At 55.0% G+C, this 24,773-nt stretch carries 21 protein-coding genes; 7 read left to right on the top strand and 14 right to left on the bottom strand.

Annotated features, from left to right (window positions below):
* Nucleotides 1-53 precede the first annotated feature (53 nt).
* Together ppk1 and ppx are read left to right on the top strand one after the other, a co-directional pair.
* On the top strand, nucleotides 54-2,114 hold the full coding sequence (ppk1, locus tag GUC22_RS06630; protein ID WP_102649913.1) for a polyphosphate kinase 1: 2,061 nt from the start codon (nucleotides 54-56) through the stop codon (nucleotides 2,112-2,114).
* Nucleotides 2,115-2,117: 3 nt separating this feature from the next.
* Nucleotides 2,118-3,659, top strand: a complete 1,542-nt coding sequence (ppx, locus tag GUC22_RS06625; protein ID WP_004136480.1) for an exopolyphosphatase — start codon at nucleotides 2,118-2,120, stop codon at nucleotides 3,657-3,659.
* 37 nt (nucleotides 3,660-3,696) lie between these two features.
* Here the strand turns inward: ppx and GUC22_RS06620 are convergent, their stop codons facing one another.
* Nucleotides 3,697-5,919, bottom strand: a complete 2,223-nt coding sequence (locus GUC22_RS06620) for an EAL domain-containing protein (protein ID WP_154932531.1) — start codon at nucleotides 5,917-5,919, stop codon at nucleotides 3,697-3,699.
* A gap of 370 nt (nucleotides 5,920-6,289) precedes the next feature.
* Between GUC22_RS06620 and GUC22_RS06615 the strand changes: the two genes are divergently transcribed.
* On the top strand, nucleotides 6,290-6,481 hold the full coding sequence (locus GUC22_RS06615) for a YfgG family protein (RefSeq protein ID WP_024359340.1): 192 nt from the start codon (nucleotides 6,290-6,292) through the stop codon (nucleotides 6,479-6,481).
* A 16-nt stretch (nucleotides 6,482-6,497) separates the two neighbouring features.
* On the opposite strand, the gene GUC22_RS06610 is transcribed toward GUC22_RS06615, so the two are convergent.
* Complete coding sequence (locus tag GUC22_RS06610; RefSeq protein ID WP_024359341.1) at nucleotides 6,498-7,385, bottom strand: LysR family transcriptional regulator; 888 nt, start codon at nucleotides 7,383-7,385, stop codon at nucleotides 6,498-6,500.
* A 98-nt stretch (nucleotides 7,386-7,483) separates the two neighbouring features.
* Here GUC22_RS06610 and GUC22_RS06605 point away from each other — a divergent pair, with 98 nt between their 5' ends.
* The gene (locus GUC22_RS06605; protein WP_160183434.1) at nucleotides 7,484-8,680 is read left to right on the top strand and encodes an MFS transporter; all 1,197 of its coding nucleotides are present in this window, start codon (nucleotides 7,484-7,486) and stop codon (nucleotides 8,678-8,680) included.
* A gap of 155 nt (nucleotides 8,681-8,835) precedes the next feature.
* Here the strand turns inward: GUC22_RS06605 and guaA are convergent, their stop codons facing one another.
* Nucleotides 8,836-10,413: a glutamine-hydrolyzing GMP synthase gene (gene guaA, locus GUC22_RS06600; protein WP_004853173.1), complete on the bottom strand. Its 1,578-nt coding sequence runs from the start codon at nucleotides 10,411-10,413 to the stop codon at nucleotides 8,836-8,838.
* Between the two features lie 68 nt (nucleotides 10,414-10,481).
* A complete protein-coding gene (guaB, locus tag GUC22_RS06595; RefSeq protein ID WP_004123540.1) occupies nucleotides 10,482-11,948 on the bottom strand; it encodes an IMP dehydrogenase in 1,467 nt (488 codons plus the stop codon).
* Nucleotides 11,949-12,106: 158 nt separating this feature from the next.
* On the opposite strand from guaB, the gene xseA reads away from it, so the two are divergent.
* The 3 genes from xseA (at nucleotide 12,107) to GUC22_RS06580 (ending at nucleotide 14,931) form a co-directional block, all read left to right on the top strand.
* Nucleotides 12,107-13,480 (top strand): exodeoxyribonuclease VII large subunit, encoded by a 1,374-nt coding sequence (xseA, locus tag GUC22_RS06590; RefSeq protein WP_049131345.1) that lies wholly within the window; start codon nucleotides 12,107-12,109, stop codon nucleotides 13,478-13,480.
* Nucleotides 13,481-13,561: 81 nt separating this feature from the next.
* Entirely contained in the window at nucleotides 13,562-14,590 is a 1,029-nt protein-coding gene (locus GUC22_RS06585; protein WP_049131344.1) for a M4 family metallopeptidase, read from the top strand.
* Complete coding sequence (locus GUC22_RS06580; RefSeq protein WP_024359346.1) at nucleotides 14,587-14,931, top strand: protealysin inhibitor emfourin; 345 nt, start codon at nucleotides 14,587-14,589, stop codon at nucleotides 14,929-14,931. The genes GUC22_RS06585 and GUC22_RS06580 overlap by 4 nt, the downstream gene beginning before the upstream one ends.
* Here the strand turns inward: GUC22_RS06580 and GUC22_RS06575 are convergent.
* The 10 genes from GUC22_RS06575 to GUC22_RS06530 form a co-directional block, all read right to left on the bottom strand.
* Nucleotides 14,928-15,143 (bottom strand): zinc ribbon domain-containing protein, encoded by a 216-nt coding sequence (locus GUC22_RS06575; RefSeq protein ID WP_024359347.1) that lies wholly within the window; start codon nucleotides 15,141-15,143, stop codon nucleotides 14,928-14,930. The two genes, GUC22_RS06580 and GUC22_RS06575, sit on opposite strands and share 4 nt — an antisense overlap.
* Before the next feature lie 119 nt (nucleotides 15,144-15,262).
* On the bottom strand, nucleotides 15,263-15,655 hold the full coding sequence (locus GUC22_RS06570; RefSeq protein WP_049131343.1) for a cell envelope integrity TolA C-terminal domain-containing protein: 393 nt from the start codon (nucleotides 15,653-15,655) through the stop codon (nucleotides 15,263-15,265).
* A 58-nt stretch (nucleotides 15,656-15,713) separates the two neighbouring features.
* A complete protein-coding gene (locus GUC22_RS06565; protein WP_004136454.1) occupies nucleotides 15,714-16,091 on the bottom strand; it encodes a TonB family protein in 378 nt (125 codons plus the stop codon).
* A 158-nt stretch (nucleotides 16,092-16,249) separates the two neighbouring features.
* Complete coding sequence (der, locus tag GUC22_RS06560) at nucleotides 16,250-17,728, bottom strand: ribosome biogenesis GTPase Der (protein ID WP_024359349.1); 1,479 nt, start codon at nucleotides 17,726-17,728, stop codon at nucleotides 16,250-16,252.
* Nucleotides 17,729-17,842: 114 nt separating this feature from the next.
* Entirely contained in the window at nucleotides 17,843-19,021 is a 1,179-nt protein-coding gene (gene bamB, locus GUC22_RS06555; RefSeq protein ID WP_024359350.1) for an outer membrane protein assembly factor BamB, read from the bottom strand.
* A gap of 10 nt (nucleotides 19,022-19,031) precedes the next feature.
* Nucleotides 19,032-19,652 (bottom strand): YfgM family protein, encoded by a 621-nt coding sequence (locus GUC22_RS06550; protein WP_004123578.1) that lies wholly within the window; start codon nucleotides 19,650-19,652, stop codon nucleotides 19,032-19,034.
* 34 nt (nucleotides 19,653-19,686) lie between these two features.
* Nucleotides 19,687-20,961 carry a histidine--tRNA ligase gene (gene hisS, locus GUC22_RS06545; RefSeq protein ID WP_049100569.1) on the bottom strand — a complete coding sequence of 425 codons (1,275 nt, stop codon included), beginning with the start codon at nucleotides 20,959-20,961 and terminating at the stop codon, nucleotides 19,687-19,689.
* Between the two features lie 91 nt (nucleotides 20,962-21,052).
* The gene (ispG, locus tag GUC22_RS06540) at nucleotides 21,053-22,174 is read right to left on the bottom strand and encodes a flavodoxin-dependent (E)-4-hydroxy-3-methylbut-2-enyl-diphosphate synthase (protein ID WP_004136451.1); all 1,122 of its coding nucleotides are present in this window, start codon (nucleotides 22,172-22,174) and stop codon (nucleotides 21,053-21,055) included.
* Nucleotides 22,175-22,200: 26 nt separating this feature from the next.
* The gene (gene rodZ, locus GUC22_RS06535) at nucleotides 22,201-23,160 is read right to left on the bottom strand and encodes a cytoskeleton protein RodZ (RefSeq protein WP_049100570.1); all 960 of its coding nucleotides are present in this window, start codon (nucleotides 23,158-23,160) and stop codon (nucleotides 22,201-22,203) included.
* A 275-nt stretch (nucleotides 23,161-23,435) separates the two neighbouring features.
* Nucleotides 23,436-24,593 (bottom strand): bifunctional tRNA (adenosine(37)-C2)-methyltransferase TrmG/ribosomal RNA large subunit methyltransferase RlmN, encoded by a 1,158-nt coding sequence (locus GUC22_RS06530; protein WP_160183433.1) that lies wholly within the window; start codon nucleotides 24,591-24,593, stop codon nucleotides 23,436-23,438.
* Between the last annotated feature and the right edge of the window lie 180 nt (nucleotides 24,594-24,773).

The following is a 24,773-nucleotide window of genomic DNA, read 5'->3' as shown; positions in this document are numbered from 1 at the left end:
CAAAGCTCGCCATAATGAAAAAGCAACATACATCAACCGGAGTGTGAGCTGTAATGGGCCAGGAAAAGCTATACATCGAAAAAGAACTCAGCTGGTTGTCCTTTAACGAACGCGTACTTCAGGAAGCGGCGGACAAAAGCAACCCGCTGATTGAGCGCATGCGCTTTTTGGGAATTTACTCCAACAACCTCGATGAATTCTATAAAGTGCGGTTCGCCGAACTTAAGCGCCGCATCATCATTAGCGAAGAACAAGGCAGTACCGCCCACTCTCGTCACCTGCTAGGCAAAATCCAGGCTCGCGTGCTTAAGGCCGATCAGGAATTTGACGGCTTATACAACGAGCTGCTGCTGGAAATGGCGCGTAACCAGATTTTCCTGATCAACGAACGCCAGCTCTCCGTCAACCAGCAGTCCTGGCTGCGTAACTACTTCAAGCTGTATCTTCGTCAGCACATCACGCCAATTCTGATTAATCGCGAAACGGATCTGGTGCAGTTTCTGAAGGATGATTACACCTACCTGGCCGTCGAAATTATTCGCGGGGATACCATCAATTACGCGCTGCTGGAGATTCCGTCTGACAAGGTGCCGCGTTTTGTGAACCTGCCGCCGGAAGCGCCTCGCCGGCGCAAGCCAATGATTTTGCTAGATAATATCCTGCGATACTGCCTGGATGATATCTTCAAGGGCTTTTTCGATTACGACGCGCTGAACGCCTACTCGATGAAAATGACCCGTGACGCCGAATACGATCTGGTGCACGAGATGGAATCGAGCCTGATGGAGCTGATGTCCTCCAGCCTGAAACAGCGTCTGACCGCCGAGCCGGTGCGCTTCGTTTATCAGCGCGACATGCCGGACGCAATGGTCGAAATGCTGCGCGATAAGCTCTCTATCTCCAATTACGATTCGATGCTGCCGGGCGGTCGTTACCACAACTTTAAAGACTTTATCGGCTTCCCGAACGTCGGCAAAGCTAATCTGGTCAATAAACCGATGCCGCGTCTGCGCCATCTGTGGTTCGATAAATTCCGTAACGGCTTTGACGCGATTCGCGAACGCGACGTGCTGCTGTACTACCCGTACCATACGTTTGAACACGTCCTTGAGCTGCTGCGCCAGGCCTCTTTCGACCCAAGCGTGCTGGCTATCAAAATCAACATCTACCGCGTCGCGAAAGATTCACGGATTATCGATTCGATGATTCATGCCGCCCACAACGGTAAGAAAGTGACGGTGGTCGTGGAGCTGCAGGCGCGTTTCGATGAAGAAGCCAATATTCATTGGGCTAAGCGCCTGACCGAAGCCGGCGTGCACGTTATCTTCTCCGCGCCGGGCCTCAAGATCCACGCCAAGCTGTTCCTGGTTTCGCGAAAAGAGGGCGATGAAGTCGTTCGCTATGCGCATATCGGTACCGGAAACTTCAACGAAAAAACCGCGCGGCTTTACACCGACTACTCGCTGCTGACCGCCGATGCGCGCATCACCAATGAAGTGCGTCGGGTATTTAACTTTATCGAAAACCCATACCGCCCGGTCAACTTCGACTATCTGCTGGTTTCACCGCAGAACTCGCGCCGCCTGCTGTATGAGATGATCGATCGCGAAATAGCCAACGCGCAGAATGGCCAGCCGTCGGGGATCATGCTGAAGCTGAACAACCTCGTCGATAAAGGCCTGGTAGACCGTCTCTATGCCGCGTCTAGCTCCGGCGTGCCGGTTAATTTACTTATTCGCGGCATGTGCTCGCTGATCCCCGGCCTCGAAGGCATCAGCGAAAACATTCGCGTGACCAGCATTGTTGACCGTTTCCTTGAGCATGACCGGGTTTATTGCTTTGAAAACGGCGGCGATAAGCAGGTTTGGCTATCGTCGGCGGACTGGATGACGCGCAATATTGACTATCGTATCGAAGTTGCCGCGCCGCTGCTGGATCCGCGGCTGAAACAGCGGGTGCTGGATATTTTCGATCTCCTCTTCAACGATACGGTGAAAGCGCGCTATCTTGATAAAGAACTGAGCAATCGCTACGTGCCGCGCGGCAATCGCCGTAAAGTCCGTGCACAGATGGCGATATACGACTACCTCAAATCACTTGAACAGCCCGACTAACCTATGCCAATAAACGATAATGCCCCTCGGCCGCAGGAGTTCGCTGCGGTCGACCTCGGTTCGAACAGTTTTCATATGGTGATCGCCCGCGTCGTTGACGGGGCAATGCAGATCATCGGTCGTCTGAAACAGCGCGTACATCTGGCCGACGGTCTGGATGAAAACTCTGTACTGAGCGAAGAGGCTATGACGCGCGGGCTGAACTGCCTGTCGCTGTTCGCCGAGCGCCTGCAGGGTTTTGACCCGTCAAGCGTGTGCATCGTCGGCACGCACACGCTGCGCCAGGCGACAAACGCCGCAGAGTTCCTCAAGCGCGCGGAGCAGGTCATCCCCTACCCCATTGAAATCATCCCCGGCAACGAGGAAGCGCGTCTGATCTTCATGGGCGTGGAGCATACGCAGCCGGAGCGAGGCCGTAAGCTGGTCATCGATATCGGCGGCGGCTCTACCGAGCTGGTGATCGGCGAGGATTTCGAGCCTCGCCTGGTGGAAAGCCGCCGTATGGGCTGCGTGAGCTTCTCTCAGGCCTACTTTGCTGGCGGCGTCATCAACAAAGAGAATTTCCAGCGCGCGCGTCTGTCGGCCGTGCAAAAGCTGGAAACCCTGGCGTGGCAGTTCCGCATCCAGGGGTGGAACGTCGCCCTCGGCGCGTCGGGCACCATTAAAGCCGCCCACGAAGTGCTGGTGGCCATGGGCGAGAAAGACGGGTTCATCACTCCCGAGCGCCTCGAGATGCTGGTCGAAGAGCTGCTGAAGTATAAAAACTTCGACTCGCTGAGCCTGCCCGGGCTCTCGGAAGATCGTAAAGCCGTTTTTGCGCCCGGCCTGGCGATTCTCTGCGGGGTGTTTGACGCGCTGGCGATTAAAGAGCTGCGCTTATCCGACGGCGCGCTGCGCGAAGGCGTACTGTACGAGATGGAAGGACGTTTCCGTCACCAGGATATCCGTAGCCGCACCGCGCAAAGCCTGGCGAACCAGTACAATATCGACCGCGAGCAGGCGCGTCGGGTACTGGAGACCACCACGCATATTTTTGAGCAATGGCAGGAGCAGAACCCTAAGCTTGCGAACCCTCATCTGGCGGCGCTGCTGAAATGGGCGACGATGCTGCATGAAGTCGGCTTAAATATTAACCACAGCGGCATGCACCGTCATTCGGCTTATATCCTGCAAAACAGCGATCTGCCGGGCTTTAATCAGGAACAGCAGATGCTGATGGCCACCTTAGTTCGCTATCATCGTAAAGCGATTAAGCTGGATGATTTACCGCGTTTCACGCTGTTTAAGAAAAAGCAGTTTCTGCCGTTAATACAGCTGCTGCGCCTTGGGGTGCTGCTGAATAACCAGCGACAGGCGACGACCACGCCGCCAACCCTTACGCTGAAAACCGAGGCGAACCACTGGACGCTGACCTTCCCGCATGACTGGTTTAGCCAGAATGCGCTGGTATTACTCGATCTGGAAAAAGAGCAGGAGTACTGGGAAGGCGTGCCTGACTGGTGGCTGAAAATCAGCGAAGAAGAGAAGCCTGACGCGACAAGCTAGCTTCACTCATGTGGGCCGGACTTTCCGGCCCATTCGTTTATTCATCCTCACCCAACGCCTCAAGCGGGGCCGGTTTGCCGATATCATAGCCCTGCATGTAATCAATCCCCAGTGAAACCACGGCCTGACGAATCTCTGGCGTTTCGACATATTCAGCCACCACCTGCATATTTTTCATCCTCGCAAGAAGGCAAATAGAGGCAACGGCCTGATAGTCCAGACTACTGGTCACCAGGTTACGAATAAAACTGCCGTCAATTTTCAGCAGATCCGCATTCATCGTTTTCAGCCGCGCGTAGCTGGCATAGCCGGTGCCAAAATCATCAATCGCGACCCGACAGCCCAGGTCCTGAAGCTGCGCGAGGGTTTTCCGCGCTTGTTCGGGATTGGTCAGCGAATGGTTCTCCGTCAGCTCAAAAATAATCTGCCAGGGTTCGATGTCATAATGCTCCAGCAGCGTTTTTACCTGCTGATGGAAATGGCTGTTACTCACAGAAAAAGGTGAGATATTTATCGCCAGACGCATTCCCGGAAGCTTTTTGCGCCGCTTGTCCATAAAGATGAGCGTATGTTCAAGGACCCAGCTATCAATACGCGCCGACAGTCCAAACTCGTGCGCCACCGGTAAAAAGGTATCCGGCATGATGACTTCATCATCGTCGTTCAGCATCCTGAGCAGAACTTCGTGGTAGCTATCCCCCCGGATACCGACAATGGGTTGCGCCATCAGCATGAAGCGATCCTGCTCCAGCGCCTTCACCAGCTGATTCATTATAGTGACTTTGTCTTTCAGCTCCTGTTGCGTATTGATGGCTCCGCGACGCTGTAAATTTTCAGGACTGCCGGTGGCGAGGGAAAGGTCGGCCGCGCTGCTGAGTTCACCCAGCAGTAAATGCAGATGAATCACCGGAGAGCGAACGTTGCAATAGCTGAACCCCACGGGTGGCTGCAAAGGCATGCCATTCCAGACAAAACGAAACTTTTTGAGATGCTCATAAAGCAGGGGGATTCGCTGCTGATGCTCTTCGCTGTTCAGATGGACTACCAGCTCATGCCCGGCCATCTGATAGATATCCTCCCCACTCTGCAATAGCTCGCTGAGTGACTCGGCCAGCAGCTGCTTGTACTGGATACGCAACAGAACGCCGTAATGGCGGCCTAATATTTCCAGCTCAGGAATGCGTAAGAAGCACAACACTGACCAGGAGGATTTATTTAACGCCCGGCTCAGCGCCCGAATATTGGGCAAGCGTACAACCGGATCCATGAAGGCCATCCTGCGCATGCGCGCATAAAAAATTCTCTGCTGCGTCGCCAGCATCGCCATATAGGCGATAATAAATGAAAACACCAGATAGCTGGAGGAGGTAATAGCCAGCTGATTGTTGTAAATCGGTGAATGTGGGAGATATTGATTATGAAAGTGAATTATAACAATTAAAACAGGAGACCAGACCAATGAAATGAAGCGATAACCAAAGCGCATAGCGCCCCAAAGCATCACTGGCATAAGTAAAGACAAGGTATAATTTGTGCTAAAAATAGTGCTCGTACTATTCAACGGTATTAATAGCAGCACCAATAAAATGATCAGCACTGCCGCCCATAAAATAAATTCTAAGCGTTTTATTTTTGGATCGATCTGCAGGCGAATCTGAGAAACAAACCCTCGAATATAGAGAGGGTTGCGGATAATTCGAATAAGAAAATAGCATAACGGCACGCCGGTCAAGCACCCAGCCATAAGGGCCTGAAAGGTGATAAGCGAACGCAAGCTTAAGGGATTAACACCAATCAACCCAGTAGCGCGGGGATGAATTCCAAGGTACTCAGCGAGTTGGGAAAGAACAAGAAAGATCAGCGATGGCAGCAGCATCTGCCAGACCAATCTCTGAGGCATCAGTCTCACATTGCCATGCGAGATTTGCTGCCTGCGCGGGACAAAAACGCGATACCCGCCCCAGGAAAGAACCGTCGGAATAAGAAAATGAAAAATCACGCCGATGGAATCTTCCAGCGTCATGCCGCGCGTAATGGTAAGCAACAAACCGAGAACGATTCCCGGCAAAGCGGCCCAGCCGAAAAACAGCATCAGGCTCAGTACTAACGCCAGGGGTAAATAGTAAAGATAAACTTCATTACCATCGAGTAATGCATCGGTGTTAGCCCATCTTGCCAGAGGGAGTAAAAGAACAGGCAAGATCAGCGGCAACGCCCACCATTTATCCCGATATTGCCTGTACAGTTTAATTATTTTCATAGATGCTCTACGGATAACCCTAAATCCTGCAGGGTATATTCAGGCGGGCATCCAACCAACCTTCATTATCGCGCAAGGAATAACAACGCGGAACTGGCTGGTGATTTTAGTTGTCGGAAAAAATAGACGATTGATATAAATCAAGAAATCTCGAGGCTAATATTAATAATGCCTTTTTTTTAACATCAATCTGCGATAAGCAGAAAGCATGTAAATACGAGGATTATCTTATATAACATTAATTAATGTTTTATCCCTGGGATTTTTACATCCTCATCAATTGACCCTTCCGCTTTACTGTGCCTTAATACGCACATCGCCCATCTTTTGGGTATACTTTAAGGAACCTTTTGTGAGTCAGGCACCCAGTATGCGTAAACGACATCGATTTAACCGTCGCATGACCCGTATCGTACTGCTTATCAGCTTTATCTTCTTCTTTGGACGCTTTGTCTACTCCTCCATCGGTGCCTGGTATCATCATCAGGATAAAAAGCAGTCGCAACAATCCACCATCACCGTTGATCCTTCCGACTCGCTGAAAACGCCTGTGCAAAAGTAAGCGCTGCGTACCGCGTTCAGCAACCGATTTGAGGTAGCAAACGCAGCACTTCAGCAATGCCTTTGCTGATGATTTTATCCTGGCGCATGACGACACCGAGCTGGCGATACAGCAGCGGAGTCAACGATTGCACATTCAGGCCGATGCGATCCTGCGGATGCTCTACCGCCATACGCGGCACAATGCTGTACCCCAGTCCCGCGCGCACCATACGCTTAATTGCCTCAATGCTGCCTAACTGCATGACGGGCACAACCATCAGTCCATCATGACGAAACCAGCCATCAATCAGATCCCGGGTTCCACTTCCCGCTTCAAAGGCAATTAACGGCAAGGATTGCAGTATTTCTGGCGTCAGCGGCAAGGGCGGCTCGTCCTGTCCATCGCTAAAAATACAGACAAACTCTTCATCTAATACCGGCGTTACCGCTAGGCTGCGTCCGTTCGCCGGCAGCGTACAAAGCCCGAGATCGAGCCGATTCTCTTCGATAGCCCGAACCACTTCCAGCGTATTGCCGACCGTGACCTTCACCGTCAGCAGAGGATGATCCTGATGCAGCTTCTGCAACAGCGAAGGTAACAGATGGATACAGGCGGTTGCCCCGCTCCCCAGCGTCACCGAACCGCTAATTTCCCGGTTGAATTCGCTAACCGATTGCACCGCTGCGCTCACCGCCTGCTCAATTCGATCGCTATGCGCCAGCAAGGCGATTCCGGCCGCCGTCGCCTTAATGCCCCGCCCGGTGCGCTCCAGCAGTCTGGTTTGCAGAAATTGTTCCAGCTGACGTACCTGTAGGCTAACCGCTGGCTGCGACAGCCCTAGCAGGTCAGCTGCGGCTGAGAAGCTTCCGCGCTGTACCACCAGGCGGAACGTCGCCAGATTTCCCAGATTGAGCGTCGTCATCACAAAGTTTCTCTTATAAGGGTCATAAACGGACCGGCCTGCCTGCACAATAGCGCGCAAGGTATGCTGCCGACAACAGCGTAACTGAATGGAAAATCATGAATACACCTGCGAACTCGCACTCCGCGCCGGGCTTTATCACGCTGGCCGCCGGGTGCAATCAGCTGATTAACTGGGGAATCTCGTTTTATATGCCCGGCACTTTCGCCAGGGCTATCGCCCATGAAACCGGCTGGGCCGCAACGGAAATCTACTTTGGCCTGACTATCGCCATGCTGATGATGGCGATGCTCTCCCCGTTTGTCGCCCGGCTACTGGCCCACTTTGGCGGCCAACGGATAGTGGTCACAGGTACGCTGATGATTTCAGCAGGCTGCCTGATCATGGCTTACGTTCATAGCCTGTCGGCCTGGTTTGCCGCCTGGGCCCTGACCGGAGTCGGCATGCGCCTGGCGCTCTATGACGCGCTGTTCGCCGCGCTGGTGAATAGTTATGGGCAAAGCGCCAGACTCACCATCTCGCGCGTGACGCTGGCCGGAGGGCTGGCTTCGGCTCTGTTCTGGCCGCTCGGGGCAGGGTTGCTGACGCTGATGGACTGGCGGCATGCGCTGCTGATCTATACCCTGTTCGGCCTGCTTAGCGCTATGCTGCTGTGGAAAATGCCAAATCATAAATTGCCCTACCCCCGGCGGACAATTAAACGCCAGCGGCTCTCCGGCCGCGATAAGCGCTCCGCCCTGCTCTACGCGTCGCTGATTGCGCTGGTGACCTTCGTTTCCAACGGTACCTCGACGCATCTCCCGGAGTTTATCGCCAGCGTCGGGCTGCCTGTCGCAGTGGGAATGCTGTGGGGGATTGGGCAAACCGGCGCGCGCTTTCTCGAAGTAGCGTCCGGTTCCGCCCTTACGCCGTTAAGGTTAACGCTATTGACCACCCTGGTGATGCCGCTCTGCTTTGCGCTCGGTCTGAGCGGGTCTTATCTCTCCTGGGCGGCCGGCGGATTTGTACTGGGTTACGGCGCGATCAACGGCCTGACGACCGTATTTAAAGCCACCCTGCCGCTGCAGCTTTTCGCCGCGGAGGATTATGCCCGGCGAACCGGCATTCTGTTGATTCCCGCGCAGCTGCTGGCCGCCGCCTCGCCGTTTGTCTACGCGTGGCTGAATCATCATCTTGGGATGAGGGGCAGTTTAGCGGTTTCCGCCGCGCTGGCGCTGGTGGTTTTCGGCCTGGCGATGTCAATTGCATGGGATCACCGTGAGAAGACGCCCGCGGAGATTGAAGAACGGGGCTAACAGTATGAATCCGGTGACTTTGATTTATCGGTAAGACAAACCGTATTCATCGTTTTAGAGGATGCCGTAAGTTACTGTAATTCTTATAAAAAATGCCATTAATGACGTCAATCACTAATGGCATTATTTTATTCAATTAACACAAAGAATAAATTTTATTCCCACTCAATGGTCGCCGGCGGCTTACCGCTGATGTCATACACCACGCGGGAGATACCGTTAACTTCATTGATGATGCGGTTGGACACGCGGCCGAGGAAATCGTACGGCAGGTGCGCCCAGTGCGCGGTCATAAAGTCGATGGTTTCAACTGCGCGCAGGGAGACCACCCAGTCGTACTTACGGCCATCGCCCATTACGCCGACGGAACGCACCGGCAGGAATACGGTGAACGCCTGGCTCACTTTGTTGTACAGGTCAGCTTTGTGCAGCTCTTCAATGAAGATCGCGTCCGCGCGACGCAGCAGATCGCAGTACTCTTTCTTCACTTCGCCCAGCACGCGCACGCCGAGACCCGGGCCCGGGAACGGGTGACGGTACAGCATGTCGTACGGCAGGCCCAGCTCGAGGCCAATCTTACGCACTTCATCTTTGAACAGCTCGCGCAGCGGTTCAACGAGGCCCATCTTCATCTCTTTCGGCAGGCCGCCCACGTTGTGGTGAGATTTGATGACGTGCGCTTTGCCGGTTGCGGATGCCGCGGACTCGATCACGTCAGGGTAGATAGTCCCCTGCGCCAGCCATTTCACGTCTTCCAGCTTCAGCGCTTCTTCGTCAAACACTTCAACAAACACGCGGCCGATGATTTTACGCTTCGCTTCCGGATCGTTTTCGCCCGCCAGCGCAGCCAGGAAACGCGCCTCGCCTTCGACGTGAACGATGTTCAGACCGAAACGATCGCCGAACATATCCATAACCTGCTGAGCTTCATTAAGACGCAGCAGACCGTTATCCACGAAGACGCAGGTCAGGTTTTTGCCGATAGCGCGATGCAGCAGCATTGCGGTAACAGACGAGTCCACGCCGCCGGAGAGGCCAAGAATGACTTTATCGTCGCCAACCTGCTGACGAATGCGCTCAATAGCATCGTCGATAATTTTGGCTGGCGTCCATAGCGCCTCACACTGGCAGATATCGCGTACGAAACGCTCCAGCATGCGCAGACCCTGACGGGTGTGGGTCACTTCCGGGTGGAACTGCACGCCGTAGAAGCGCTTCTCTTCGTTAGCCATAATGGCGAACGGGCAGGTTTCGGTGCTGGCAACGGTGACGAAGTCAGACGGGATGGCGGTGACTTTGTCGCCGTGGCTCATCCAGACGTCCAGCATCGGCTTACCATCCGCGCTCAGCGCATCTTCAATACCGTGGATCAGGGCGCTATCGGTTTGAACCTCAACCTGGGCATAGCCAAACTCACGCTCATTAGACGCTTCAACGTGTCCGCCCAGCTGCATCGCCATGGTCTGCATGCCGTAGCATACGCCAAAAACCGGCACGCCGGCTTCGAAGACATACTGCGGCGCGCGCGGGCTGTTATCTTCGGTGGTGCTTTCCGGGCCGCCGGAAAGAATAATGCCGTTAGGATTAAACTCACGAATTTGAGCTTCAGTCACGTCCCATGCCCACAGTTCGCAATAGACACCTAATTCACGAACGCGACGCGCAACCAGCTGGGTGTACTGAGAACCGAAGTCCAGGATAAGAATACGATGTTTATGAATGTTATCCGTCATTGACGATAATTCCGAGGCAAGTGATACAGGTTAAATAAATCGCCCGGCGCGTGGCCGGGCGATGAAAATCAGGAGCCCATGCGGTAGTTCGGGGATTCCTTAGTGATGGTCACGTCGTGAACGTGGCTCTCCTGGATACCCGCGCCGCTGATGCGCACGAATTCCGCTTTGGTCCGCAGGGTGTCGATGGTACCACAACCGGTCAGGCCCATACAGGAGCGCAGGCCGCCCATCTGCTGGTGAATAATCTCTTTCAGACGCCCTTTATAGGCGACGCGACCTTCGATACCTTCCGGCACCAGTTTGTCGGCGGCGTTATCGGTCTGGAAGTAGCGATCGGAGGAACCTTTAGACATCGCGCCCAGGGAACCCATACCGCGGTAAGACTTGTAAGAACGGCCCTGATAGAGTTCGATTTCGCCAGGAGACTCTTCGGTACCCGCCAGCATCGAACCGACCATGACGGCGGCCGCGCCCGCGGCAATCGCTTTCGCGATATCGCCGGAGAAACGGATACCGCCGTCGGCGATAACCGGGATACCCGTGCCTTCCAGCGCTTCAACCGCGTCGGAAACGGCGGTGATCTGCGGAACGCCCACGCCGGTCACGATACGGGTCGTACAGATGGAGCCAGGGCCGATACCCACTTTCACCGCGCTGCAGCCGGCTTCCGCCAGCGCGCGAGCGCCCGCACCGGTCGCCACGTTGCCGCCGATGATTTGCAGGTCAGGGTATTTAGCGCGAGTATCGCGAATACGCTGCAATACGCCTTCAGAGTGGCCGTGAGAGGAGTCGATCAGCAGAATATCTACGCCCGCGGCAACCAGCGCATCAACGCGCTCTTCGTTGCCCGCGCCCGCGCCAACCGCCGCGCCAACGCGCAGGCGACCCTGCTCATCTTTACAGGCGTTCGGTTTACGTTCTGCTTTCTGGAAATCTTTAACGGTGATCATGCCGAGAAGATGGAAGCTGTCATCCACAACCAGCGCTTTCTCAACGCGTTTCTCATGCATTTTGGCAAAGACCACTTCGCGGCTTTCGCCTTCGCGAACGGTCACCAGACGCTCTTTAGGCGTCATATAAACGCTCACCGGCTGATTCAGGTCGGTGACGAAACGCACATCGCGACCGGTGATAATGCCGACCAGCTCGTTGTCTTCGGTCACCACCGGATAGCCAGCAAAACCGTTGCGTTCGGTCAGTACTTTGACTTCGCGCAGGGTGGTGGTTGGCAGGACGGTCTGCGGGTCGGTCACCACGCCGGATTCATGCTTTTTCACGCGCCTTACTTCTTCAGCCTGGCGTTCAATAGACATGTTTTTATGAATAAAGCCGATGCCGCCTTCCTGTGCCAGGGCAATTGCCAGACGCGCTTCAGTCACGGTATCCATTGCAGCGGAAAGCATAGGAATATTCAGACGAATGGTTTTCGTCAGCTGAGTGCTGAGATCGGCGGTATTTGGCAGAACGGTTGAGTGAGCGGGAACGAGGAGGACGTCGTCAAACGTCAGGGCTTCTTTAGCGATACGTAGCATGGGCAATATCTCGACCAGGGTGGATAAATATTGCCGTGGCATTATACAGAGCGTAACCGATTGCATCTACCCTTTTTTGCAAATAATACTTGCGATCCCCTCCCAGCAGGTTACTATCGACTGAATAACCTGCTGATTTAAAATTTGATCTTGCTCACATGTTGCCATCTCAATCCCCCTCAATTTACACGGTTAGCCGCCTCAATCAGTCGGTTCGACTGCTGCTGGAACGTGAAATGGGCCAGGTGTGGATTAGCGGCGAGATTTCAAACTTCAGCCAACCCTCTTCTGGTCACTGGTACTTCACCTTAAAGGACGATAACGCCCAGGTGCGCTGCGCGATGTTCCGCAACAGCAACCGCCGCGTGACCTTCCGCCCGCAGCACGGGCAGCAGGTGCTGGTACGCGCTAATATCACGCTTTACGAGCCGCGCGGCGATTATCAAATTATCGTCGAAAGCATGCAGCCGGCGGGCGAAGGTCTGCTGCAGCAGAAGTATGAACAGCTCAAGGCAGCGCTGGCCGCGGAAGGCTTGTTCGATCAGCAGCATAAAAAAGCGCTCCCCTCCCCCGCGCACTGCATTGGCGTTATTACCTCTAAAACCGGCGCTGCGCTGCACGATATTTTGCACGTACTCAAGCGCCGCGATCCTTCCCTGCCGGTCGTTATCTACCCGACCGCCGTACAGGGTGAAGATGCGCCGGGGCAGATCGTTCGCGCCATTGAACTGGCCAACGCGCGCCATGAGTGCGATGTGCTGATTGTCGGGCGCGGCGGCGGTTCGCTGGAAGATCTATGGAGCTTTAACGACGAGCGGGTGGCGCGGGCGATTTTCGCCAGCCCTATTCCCATCGTCAGCGCCGTAGGCCATGAGACCGACGTCACTATCGCCGACTTTGTTGCCGACCTGCGCGCGCCAACGCCTTCCGCCGCGGCAGAAATTGTCAGCCGCAACCAGCAGGAGCTGCTGCGCCAGCTCCAGTCCGGGCAGCAGCGTCTCGAAATGGCGATGGACTACTTCATTGCCAACCGCCATCGCCGATTTACCCAAATTTTTCACCGCCTGCAGCAGCAGCATCCCCAGCTGCGGCTGGCCCGTCAGCAAACGGAACTCGAAAGATTGCGCCAACGCATGCGTTTCGCTCTTGAGACGCAGATGAAGCGCGCCGACCAGCGCCAACAGCGCGCCGCGCAGCGCCTGAATCAACAAAATCCGCAGCCGCGCATTCACCGCGCCCAGAGCCGTATTCAACAGCTGGAATACCGGCTGGCGGAAAACATCCGCGCGCGTCTTGGCGATCAACGTGAACGCTTCGGTAATATGGTCACGCATCTGGAAGCCGTCAGCCCGCTGGCGACGCTCGCCCGCGGCTATAGCGTCACTTCCGCCAGCGACGGCAAAGTGCTGAAACAAACGACGCAGGTGCGCGAGGGTGACCTTCTCACGACCCGCCTGAACGATGGTTGGGTAGAGAGCGAAGTGAAGAACATCACGCCGGTGAAGAAAACCCGTACCCGCAAAAAAGCCTGATTATCCTGCCATTTCGACCGGTGATAACTATACTGCTGTCATGCCCTTTTAAAACGGTTTTACCCGGCTAAGGAGCGTGACATGCCAGAAGCTTATCCCCGTTATGTGATCCCGCCCTACATCTTACGTCGTATTGTCGATCGTGGTTCTCTTCAGCAGCAGCGCTGCGCGCAGAATACCCTCAGCCACGTTCAGACCCTGATGGCGCACGTTCCAGGGCGCCCTGCCGCGCCCCACGTCACCACGCCGGGCCTGCTTGAACGCGACATTTATGATGCCGGGCAGACCCAGGATCTACCGGGTACCCAGGTCCGTTTTGAGGGACAGCCCTCTAACGGCGACGTAGCCGTTGATGAAGCCTATGACTATCTCGGCATCACCCATGATTTTTTCTGGAAGAGCTACCAGCGAGATTCGCTGGATAACCGCGGGTTGAAGCTCACCGGCAGCGTGCACTATGGTCACGAATATCAAAACGCGTTCTGGAACGGCCAACAAATGGTATTCGGCGACGGCGATGGCGAGATTTTTAATCGTTTTACTATCGCTATTGACGTGGTGGCGCATGAGCTAAGCCATGGCGTGACGGAGAGCGAAGCCGGTCTCATCTATTTCGAACAATCCGGCGCGCTCAACGAATCACTATCGGATGTCTTTGGATCGCTGGTCAAACAATATCAGCGCCAGCAGACGGCTGACAAAGCGGACTGGATTATTGGCGAGGGGCTACTCGCGAAAGGCATCCACGGCAAAGGTCTGCGCTCTATGTCGCAGCCGGGTACCGCTTATGATGACCCTATCCTTGGCAAAGACCCGCAACCCGCGCATATGAAAGATTTTGTTCATACCCAGCAGGATAACGGCGGCGTTCATATTAACTCCGGTATTCCTAATCACGCCTTTTATCTCGCCGCCAGCGCAATCGGCGGTTTTGCATGGGAAAAAGCGGGATATGCCTGGTACGACGCGGTGCGCGATCACTCTCTGGCAAAAGACGCCGACTTCTCCGCCTTTGCCAGACTGACAATTCACCATGGCGAGAAACGCTCTGGCAAAGAGGCCGCTGATGCGATTACTCAGGCCTGGGAGCGGGTCGGAGTCGCGCTATGAATCTCCCCGATCTCAGCGATGACGCGGTCATTGAGCTGGCGCGCGAGGGTGGCGTCGCCTGGATCCCGGCGCTCAGCGGGATGCGGAAGATTGTCGTTGCCCGGCTTAACGAGCAACAAAGGCAGCGGATCGCGACGATTCTCCAACAGTCGCTACCGCTGGGCAAACCGCCAGGTCAGCCCGACTCGCCGGGGAGCGGCGACCAGCGTTTCTTCCGCATTCAGATAATTAGCGAACAGCATTATCACAGCCTGATTATCCTCATTCCCGAGGAGCGTGCGCCAAATTCACTGATTGAACTCTGGCGCGACGGCGAAGGCTGCGTCAGCGATAAAGGTTAAATCGGCACAAACTCGACGCGTTTTTTTGAAATCAGCCCGTGACCGTGCTGGCAGAAGTAATCCACCGCGCCGCAGGCCTTTAATACCTCCAGCGGCTGGTGGCAATCCGGGCAGCGGGCTTCAACAACATAATCTTTCGCACAACGCTCGCAATGGGCGCTATTGCCCTGCACAGCAAGCTGCGCATGGCACACGGGGCAATCAAATTCCATGGTGACTCCTGACAATGGGTATATAGCTTTATTTTATCACGGTTGCATAATCTGTGGCTGCTGCCGGTCATTAACCCTCCGCAGGCTATTCGCCCCCTGCCTGGCCGCCGCGTTTAATTTTATTCACCCTGCATACTGAATCGGGACTGTGCAAAAGCGTCATAGACCTGCTTATCGGTGAACGGCGGAAAAGTGGCCCGTTTAGCGGCATCAACCAGCGCGGCACAATATGCTTTATTACCTTCGCTCGTTGTCACGCTATTCAGTTTACCCTCATCGCTAAAACTCAGATGTATCGTGCATTTTTTACCCGCCCAGCCGTAGCGATTGGATAACCGGGAATCAATAGACTCTTTTATCGCTCTCGCCTGCCTGCCATATTCATCGTCATCGCTGAATCGTCCGGAGCTACAGCTCCCAAGCGCTGATGTTCTATGGCAGTCAGCAGGATGAAACGGCGCACAGCTGCTGGCTAAAATAACCAAACCGACCATCACTATTGTTTTTTTCATATCCCTGTTCCCGGCGTTTATTACGATTGTCCCTACGTTATTTCACGTGCGTTCAACTTTAGCGAAAAGGGACGCCCCTGCTTTGAATACTGCCGGGCTGGTTTGGCGCTGGCACCTCTACGCAAGACGGCCCGGGCGTGAAATGAATGGTAATGATGTTATTGCTGGAAGGCTTCCCTTTGACGTATCGCCATTTTTCCATTGCGGCCCTGACTTCATTATCAAACATTCCTGAAGGATCGGAGCTTAATAACTGAACGTTAATCACCCGCCCGTTCTCATCAACGTCAAATTGCGCTTTAACCTGACCTGGTATCCCTTTTTTTTCAGCTTTCGCGGGATAAGCAGGCTTAACGCGCGGTTCAATCGCTTGTGATTCAGCAGCACAGGCTATGGGAATAAGACACAGCATCAGGAGAGTTAAAAGGCTTTTCATTCTGACCTCATTGTCACAAAAATATCTATCCTCCTTGGTTTTTCTCACATTTATAACGCGGCCTCAAGCGAGTTTATTATTATTCTGCGCATGAACAATAGCGATAATAAAAAAGCCCGACGGGTGCGGGCTTTAGATTTTTGAGGCTGGCGGCTAGCTTACTTGCTTTTCTTAATATGCTTGATCAAGCGCTTACGCTTACGCATCTGGTTCGGCGTCAGGGTATTACGTTTGTTGGCAAACGGGTTTTCCCCTTCCTTGAACTGAATACGAATCGGCGTACCCATCACTTCCAGCGATTTACGGAAGTAGTTCATCAGATAGCGTTTGTACGAATCCGGCAGGTCTTTAACCTGGTTACCGTGAATCACCACGATCGGTGGGTTATAACCACCGGCGTGGGCATATTTCAGCTTCACGCGACGGCCGCGCACCAGCGGCGGCTGATGGTCTTCGGCAGCCATAGTCATAATGCGGGTCAGCATAGCGGTGCCCACGCGACGGGTGGCGCTGTCGTACGCCTCGCGTACGGATTCGAACAGGTTGCCAACGCCGCTGCCGTGCAGCGCGGAGATAAAGTGCACGCGGGCAAAGTCGATAAAGCCCAGACGGAAGTCGAGGGTCTCTTTCACCTGCTCTTTCACTTCCTGGCTCAGGCCGTCCCATTTATTGACGACAATCACCAGCGAGCGGCCGCTGTTGAGAATAAAGCCCAGCAGGGAGAGATCCTGATCGGAAATCCCTTCGCGCGCATCAATGACCAACAGCACCACGTTGGCATCTTCAATCGCCTGCAGCGTTTTGATCACCGAGAATTTTTCGACGACATCGGTAATTTTCCCGCGCTTACGCACGCCTGCGGTATCAATAAGAACGTATTCCCGCTCATCGCGCTGCATCGGGATGTAGATGCTGTCGCGAGTGGTTCCCGGCATATCGTAAACCACCACACGATCTTCGCCCAGAATACGGTTGGTGAGCGTTGACTTACCCACGTTCGGGCGGCCCACAATCGCCAGCTTAATCGGCAGATCCTGCGGGTTAAAATCATCTTCCGGCTCTTCAACTTCTTCGCCGTTCTGCTCCGCTTCAAACTGCGCCCAGTATGCCGCGTCCTCGTCCACTTCTTCCGGCGGGTTCACCTCGTCAACCCACGGTAGCAGCACATGCTCCAGCAGGCTGGTGACGCCGCGACCGTGTGAAGCGGCGATGGGATAAATCTCGCCTAAACCCAGCGACCAAAAATCGGCAATCGCCTGATCGGCATCGATGCCGTCAGTTTTGTTTGCCACCAGAAAGGTCGGTTTTTCACGAGAGCGCAGATGTTTCGCAATTGCCGAATCCGCCGGCATCAGGCCCGCGCGCGCATCGACCATAAACAGCACGACGTCCGCTTCTTCGATTGCCAGCAGCGACTGTTCCGCCATCCGCGTTTCTACGCCATCTTCGGTACCGTCGATCCCGCCGGTATCGATACAGATAAATTCGCGGCCTTCCACTTCAGCACGACCGTACTTACGGTCACGAGTCAGCCCCGGAAAATCCGCGACCAACGCATCGCGAGTGCGCGTTAAGCGGTTAAAAAGCGTGGATTTTCCAACGTTAGGGCGCCCGACAAGCGCGACCACAGGTATCATGTTAAATGCCTCATACTAAAATCGATACAACGCCATTTTCACGGCGTTTTTAAAAAAGCCAAAACGGCCCCTGTCTGCCAGGGGCCGTTTCTCAAAAATAGACTACCGCTGTTGTTAACGCGTAATCGCGTACAGCGTGCCGTCTTTCGCCTGAATCAGCAGTTTGCCGTCAGCCACAACCGGATCGGTCAGGAAGCCTGAGCTGTCTACCTTCTGCTGAGCCATAAAGTGACCATCTTCCGGGTTGACCCAGTGCATATAGCCTTCGCTATCGCCAACCACCAGGTTGCCATTATACAGCACAGGCGCCGTCAGCAGACGGTGCAGCAGATCGCTTTGCGTCCACAGCGTCACGCCGCCGTCGGTGGTAAGCGCCAGCAGACGGTCGTTTTGATCAACCAGGTATATACGGTTGCCGTCGACGATGAAATCGTTCACTGAACCCAGCTCGCGTTTCCACATAATCTGGCCGCTGCGCAGATCCAGCGCCGTCAGGTTGCCGTTATAGGCCAGCGCATAAATCACGCCGTTCACGATAACCGGCGTCGTGTCGACGTCGTTAAGACGGTCGATTTCAGTCGGACCGGTGGCGGTAGAGATACGCTGTTGCCAAATCATCTGCCCCTGCTGCATCAGCACCGCACTGACGCGACCGTTATCGCCGCCCACAATCGCTGCGCCGTACGCGGTAGCCGGAGCAGATTCGCCGCGCAGAGAGAGCGCTGGCATATCCAGGTTAACGGTCCATTTCACCGCGCCGTCAGCTTCGTTCAGCGCCTGCAGCTGACCGTTAGTAGTATGAATCAGCACCATACCGTCGCTGACGACCGGACGGGAAATCGCTTCACCCGCCACGCTCGCTTCCCATGCAACGGTACCGTCGCTGGTGTTCAGCGCGTAAACTTTCGCTTTTTCGCTACCGATATAAACATGGCCGCCGGAGACGGTCACGCCGCCGGAGAGCAGCGCAGGCGCGCGGGAGAACCAGCCGTCTTTCTCGGCCAGGTTAACCGACCACACCTCTTTGCCGTCGCCTGAATTCAGGGCTTTAACGGTGCCTTTACGATCGGCGGCATACACAACGCCATCAGCAAACGCCGGGTGCAGGTTAGAGTAGAATTCGCCAATACCGCCGCCAACGGAGGTGCTCCAGGACGTGGACGGCGTAAACTGGTTTTCCACCGTCGGCAGTGGCGACATTTTCACCACATCTTCTTCGCTGTTAAACAGCGAACAACCGCTCAATAAGGTAACGGAAAGCAGCCCTGGCAAAAGTAATTTACGCAATTGCATCGAGTCCCTCTCAGATGGACAAATTATTTATTTTCATACGCATCATTTCGCTGAGCGCCGGTGAAGCATCGCTTTTCGCGCCCGCTTCCCATGCCGCTTTCGCCCCTTGCTTATCGCCTTTGCTCAGCAGGATCTCGCCGCGCAGGTCGGCGACAATCGCGGTCCAGCCTTCGCCTTTCACGGCATCCAGGGTTTTCAGCGCGGCATCAGGCTGCTTAAGCTGCAGCTGGACGCGAGCAAGACGCATATTGATAACCGATTTCAGGTTATCATCAGAAGCGGCTGCCAGCCCCTGCTGAAGCTGCTTTTCAGCGTTCTGCAGGTCGTTTTTATCGACAAACTGCTGCGCCAACTCAAGAGACGCAAACGCACCATAGGTGTTTTTGCTGTCGGCGGCAAATTTCTGCGCCGCGTTCAGCGCTTCTGGTTTATCCGATTTGAGCGCGGAAATCGCATTTTCATAAGCCAGAGACGAGCCCCTGGCGGTGTCCAGCTGATGGGAGGTCCAGTAGCGCCAGCCAACCAGCGCGCCAACGCCCAAAATCACCCCGACGGCCAGCGCCTTGCCATTTTCAGCAAAGAAACGCTTTAACGCATCGACCTGATCGTTTTCGTTATTGTAAAGTTCCACGCAGTCCTTCTCCTGACTAATGATTCCCGGGAGATTAACCCAGAAGTGTGCGCAAATGCGCGGCAACGCTATCCTGCGTTACGGTAGTTTGCTCACCTGAGCGTAAATCTTTCACTACCACGTTTCCGTCGGCGATTTCTGATTCGCCCAGCACCAGCGCAACGCGAGCGCCCCATTTATCAGCGCGCGCAAACTGCTTCTTAAAGTTGCCGCCGCCGTGGTTGGTCATCAGCTTAACGCCGGGTAACGCATCGCGTACCTGTTCAGCCAGGCGCATTGCTGCGGACTGGGTGTCAGTTCCGGAGGCTACCAGGTATATATCGACAACAGGATCGGCTTTAAATTCCGGATTCACTGCCTGAACCAGTAAAACAAGACGTTCCAGCCCCATCGCAAAGCCGACGCCAGGGGTTGCGCGACCGCCAAGCTGCTCAACCAGACCATCATAACGGCCCCCGGCGCAGACGGTGCCCTGAGAACCGAGGCTGGTGGTGACCCACTCAAACACGGTGCGGTTGTAATAGTCGAGACCGCGCACCAGACGCTGGTTCACGGTATAGCGGATACCGGCATCGTCCAGCAGCGCGCAAAGCCCGGCGAAGTGCGCTTTCGACTCTTCATCAAGATAATCGCCCAGCGTCGGAGCGTCGTTCAGAAGCGCCTGTACATCCGGGTTTTTAGAATCCAGCACGCGCAGCGGGTTGGTGTACATGCGGCGTTTGCAGTCTTCATCCAGCTTATCTTTAAACTGCTCAAGATAGGCCACCAGCGCATCGCGATAGTTAGCGCGAGCCTCCAGCGAACCGATAGAGTTCAGCTCCAGCGCAACGTGGCCGGAGATGCCCAGCTCGCGCCACCAGCGGGCGGTCAGCATAATCAGCTCGGCATCGATATCCGGCCCCTGCAGGCCAAACGCTTCGGCGCCAATCTGGTGGAACTGACGGTAGCGCCCTTTTTGCGGACGTTCGTGGCGGAACATCGGCCCAATGTACCACAGGCGCTGTTCTTGATTGTACAGGAGACCATGTTCGATACCGGCGCGTACGCAGCCAGCCGTGCCTTCCGGACGCAGAGTCAGGCTATCGCCGTTACGGTCCTCAAAGGTGTACATCTCTTTTTCAACCACGTCGGTCACTTCGCCGATAGCGCGTTTGAATAACGGGGTCTGCTCTACAATCGGCAAACGGATTTCGCTGTAACCGTAGCTACCAAGCACCTGCTTCAGTGAGCCTTCAATGCGCTGCCAGAGAGCGGTTTCGCCCGGCAGATAATCGTTCATGCCACGGATGGCTTGAATGTTCTTTGCCACGTTTATTCTCTTTATATATACAAAAATGAACCCCGGCGCCTCGCGCCCGCAGGTTCAATCATACACGGGAAGCGTATCGCTTCCCAACACGTTATTTCGCTTCAACCTGCTGGATATCGATACGACGCGCCTCATCCAGCATCGATGCTTTAGCGCGAATACGCGCTTCCAGCTGATCGATCATATCGTCGTTATCCAGCCTGTCTTTACGTACGCCGTCTTCGTACAGGCCGCTTTTCTTATTGCCGCCGGTTACGCCGAGGGTGGAAACCAGCGCCTCGCCGGGACCGTTTACCACGCAGCCAATGATCGAAATATCCATCGGCGTAATGATATCTTCCAGGCGCTGCTCCAGCGCGTTAACGGTACCGATAACGTCAAACTCCTGACGTGAACAGGTCGGGCAGGCAATAAAGTTGATCCCGCGAGAGCGAATACGCAGCGACTTGAGAATATCGAAGCCCACTTTGATCTCTTCAACGGGATCCGCCGCCAGAGAGACGCGCAGCGTATCGCCGATCCCTTCAGACAGCAGCAGGCCGAGGCCGATCGCGGACTTCACCGCGCCGCTGCGCGCGCCGCCCGCTTCGGTGATCCCGAGGTGCAGAGGCTGATCGATCTGTTTCGCCAACAGGCGATAGGATTCAACCGCGAGGAACACATCGGAGGCTTTTACGCTGACTTTAAACTGATCGAAGTTGAGACGATCGAGATGATCGACATGGCGCATTGCCGATTCCAGCAGCGCCTGCGGGGTCGGTTCGCCGTATTTTTCCTGGAGATCTTTTTCCAGAGAACCGGCGTTTACCCCGATACGGATAGGAATATTTTTATCGCGAGCGCAGTCCACCACCATGCGGATACGCTCTTCGTTGCCGATATTGCCCGGGTTAATACGCAGGCAATCAACGCCGTATTCCGCTACCTTCAGCGCAATGCGGTAATCGAAGTGGATATCGGCAACCAGCGGGACGTTAACCTGCTGTTTGATAAGTTTGAACGCTTCCGCCGCATCCATCGTCGGCACCGAAACGCGCACGATATCCGCGCCAACGCGCTCGAGGGCTTTAATTTGATTTACCGTCGCCGCCACATCGGTGGTGCGCGTGTTTGTCATCGACTGTACGGCGATGGGGGCGCCATCGCCAATCGGCACATTCCCAACGTAAATTCGTTTTGATTTTCTACGTTGAATCGGAGCCTGGTTATGCATGAAAAATCTCCCGCGTTACCCGTCTGTTACTGCGCCGGTGATTGTTCGGCATTAAGGGTCAGACGTGCAACCTGGTTAGTTCTGATAAAACGACTTAAATCGACAGGTTTACCCAAATACTGAATCTGTACCGCTGCCGGGGCGCCGATTTTCAGTTTATAAGGTGCCTGGCCGCTCAGGTTGAGGTTACCGCCTTTACGCTGCAAACCGCTGAACAGCTTTTTACCGGTCGCATCGCTCACTTCCAGCCAGCAGTCGGCGGTGAAGTTCAGCACCAGATCCTGCGCGGAGGCCGCCGCAGCGGTCACGTTTGCCTGATCGGTCGGTAACGGCGTAGTTGCCGCCGTATCAACGTTTGCCTGCGAAGGCGCGACCACGGCGTTATTCTCGACCGGAGCCGGGGCCGATGCTGGAGCCGGCGCCGGAGAGGTCTCGACAGGCGCGCTGTTGGCAGCGGTATCCGGTGCGGAATTCGCCGATTGATTATCCAGCGGGATGCTTTGGCTGTTGTTATCGCCAGAATTCAGTTCGGCGGAGGATTGATCGGCCATCGTGGAGATCTCATCCTGCTGCGCTTTGTGGTCCTGCCACCACCAGGCGCCGCTGAGGCCGATCACCACGAACAGCACCAGCCAGGTAAAGCTCATCAACCAACCGTCGCGCTTTTTGCGACGTTTACCCAGCGAGAAGGTCTGCATGGGGGCAACTTTCGCCGCCCGAATCGGAGCCTGCTTGGCCATCATCGGCAGCAGCTCTTCTTCTGGAATGTGCACAAGGCGAGCATAAGAGCGGATATAGCCGCGCAGGAAGGTTGAAGCAAGATCGGCGGGTGCCTTATCGTCTTCAATATCACGAACCGTGGAAACCTTCAGGCATAAGCGTTCAGCCACCGCCTGCTGGCTGAGCCCGAGTTGTTCGCGGGCATTACGCAGACGCGCGCCCGTAGTGTTTGCTTCTTGATGGTCTTGAGTGGCTTCAGTATTCATTCGCTACAACTACTGGTACGTGAAATTTAAAATTCAGCGCCGGTTACCCCGCGCCGCGAGACATCTGCTCAACGTCAGACAAACAGTATAAGTCCGTATGACCTGGTATCACAGAGACTTATCAAAATTGAATGCTAAGCGGTTGTTGTACCGCTACATACTGCCTCAAAGTCGACAAAAACGCACCGTAATTATTAACCACAACAGCGTATTTCGCCCGGCTATTCCACAAATATGCAACGCACCGCCCAGGCTGTGCGCTGCATCATTTATGATCAGACCGCCTTCACGTCGATCGCTTCGCCCTGCATACGTTTACGCAGCGTACGCTTGGTACGGTCGATAACGTCGCCGGCCAGCTGACCGCAGGCGGCGTCGATATCGTCGCCGCGGGTTTTACGCACGATCGTGGTGAAACCATACTCCATTAACACCTTGGAGAAACGGTCGATACGGCTGTTGGAGCTACGGCCATACGGCGCGCCAGGGAAGGGGTTCCATGGGATCAGGTTGATCTTGCACGGCGTATCTTTCAGCAGCGCGGCCAGCTCATGCGCATGCTCGGTGCCGTCGTTGACGTGATCCAGCATGACGTATTCGATAGTGACGCGGCCCTGGTTGGCGTTGGACTTCGAAATATAGCCGCGCACCGAGTTCAGGAAGGTCTCGATGTTGTATTTCTTGTTGATCGGCACGATTTCGTCGCGAATGGTATCGTTCGGCGCGTGCAGAGAGATGGCCAGCGCGACGTCAATCATATCGCCAAGCTTATCAAGCGCTGGCACCACGCCGGAGGTGGAGAGCGTGACGCGACGCTTAGAAAGACCAAAGCCGAAGTCGTCAAGCATGATTTCCATGGCCGGAACCACGTTAGTCAGGTTCAGCAGCGGCTCGCCCATCCCCATCATCACCACGTTGGTAATCGGACGTACGCCGGTGGTCTTCACCGCGCCGACGATTTTCGCCGCGCGCCAGACCTGGCCGATAATTTCCGAAACCCGCAGGTTGCGGTTAAAACCCTGCTGGGCCGTAGAACAGAATTTACACTCCAGCGCGCAGCCCACCTGGGAAGAAACGCACAGGGTGGCGCGATCGTCTTCCGGGATGTACACGGTTTCGACGCGCTGATCGCCAACGGCAATCGCCCACTTGATGGTGCCGTCGCTCGAGCGCTGCTCTTCCACGACTTCCGGCGCGCGGATCTCCGCGACTTCCTTTAATTTTCCGCGCAGAACCTTGTTGATGTCGGTCATCTCATCAAAGTTATCGCAGCAGTAGTGATACATCCATTTCATCACCTGATCGGCGCGAAAAGGCTTTTCGCCCATGTTTTTGAAAAACTCGCGCAGCTGCTGACGGTTCAAATCCAGCAGGTTGATTTTGGCATCTTTGTTCGGCACCGTCAGAGCGGCGCTGACTATTTGTTCAGACATAATTGATTCCGGCCTCGTTATTACACGTTATGGCCCCTGGAGGGTTGAAAAAAGAAACGCCCCGGGAGCGACTGCTCATCCGGGGCGCTGTATTCTACAAATTCTGGCCCATCAATACCACGTTTGCACGCTGCAATGATGAAAAAATCTGTAACTGCCTGGCAGATCCTATAAGGATTT

Origin of the sequence: Klebsiella sp. MPUS7, from assembly GCF_009905335.1 — a bacterium.
In the GTDB taxonomy this organism is placed as follows: domain Bacteria; phylum Pseudomonadota; class Gammaproteobacteria; order Enterobacterales; family Enterobacteriaceae; genus Klebsiella; species Klebsiella grimontii.
Note: the sequence above shows the minus strand (reverse complement) of the source record. Positions and strands in the feature narration are given on the sequence as shown.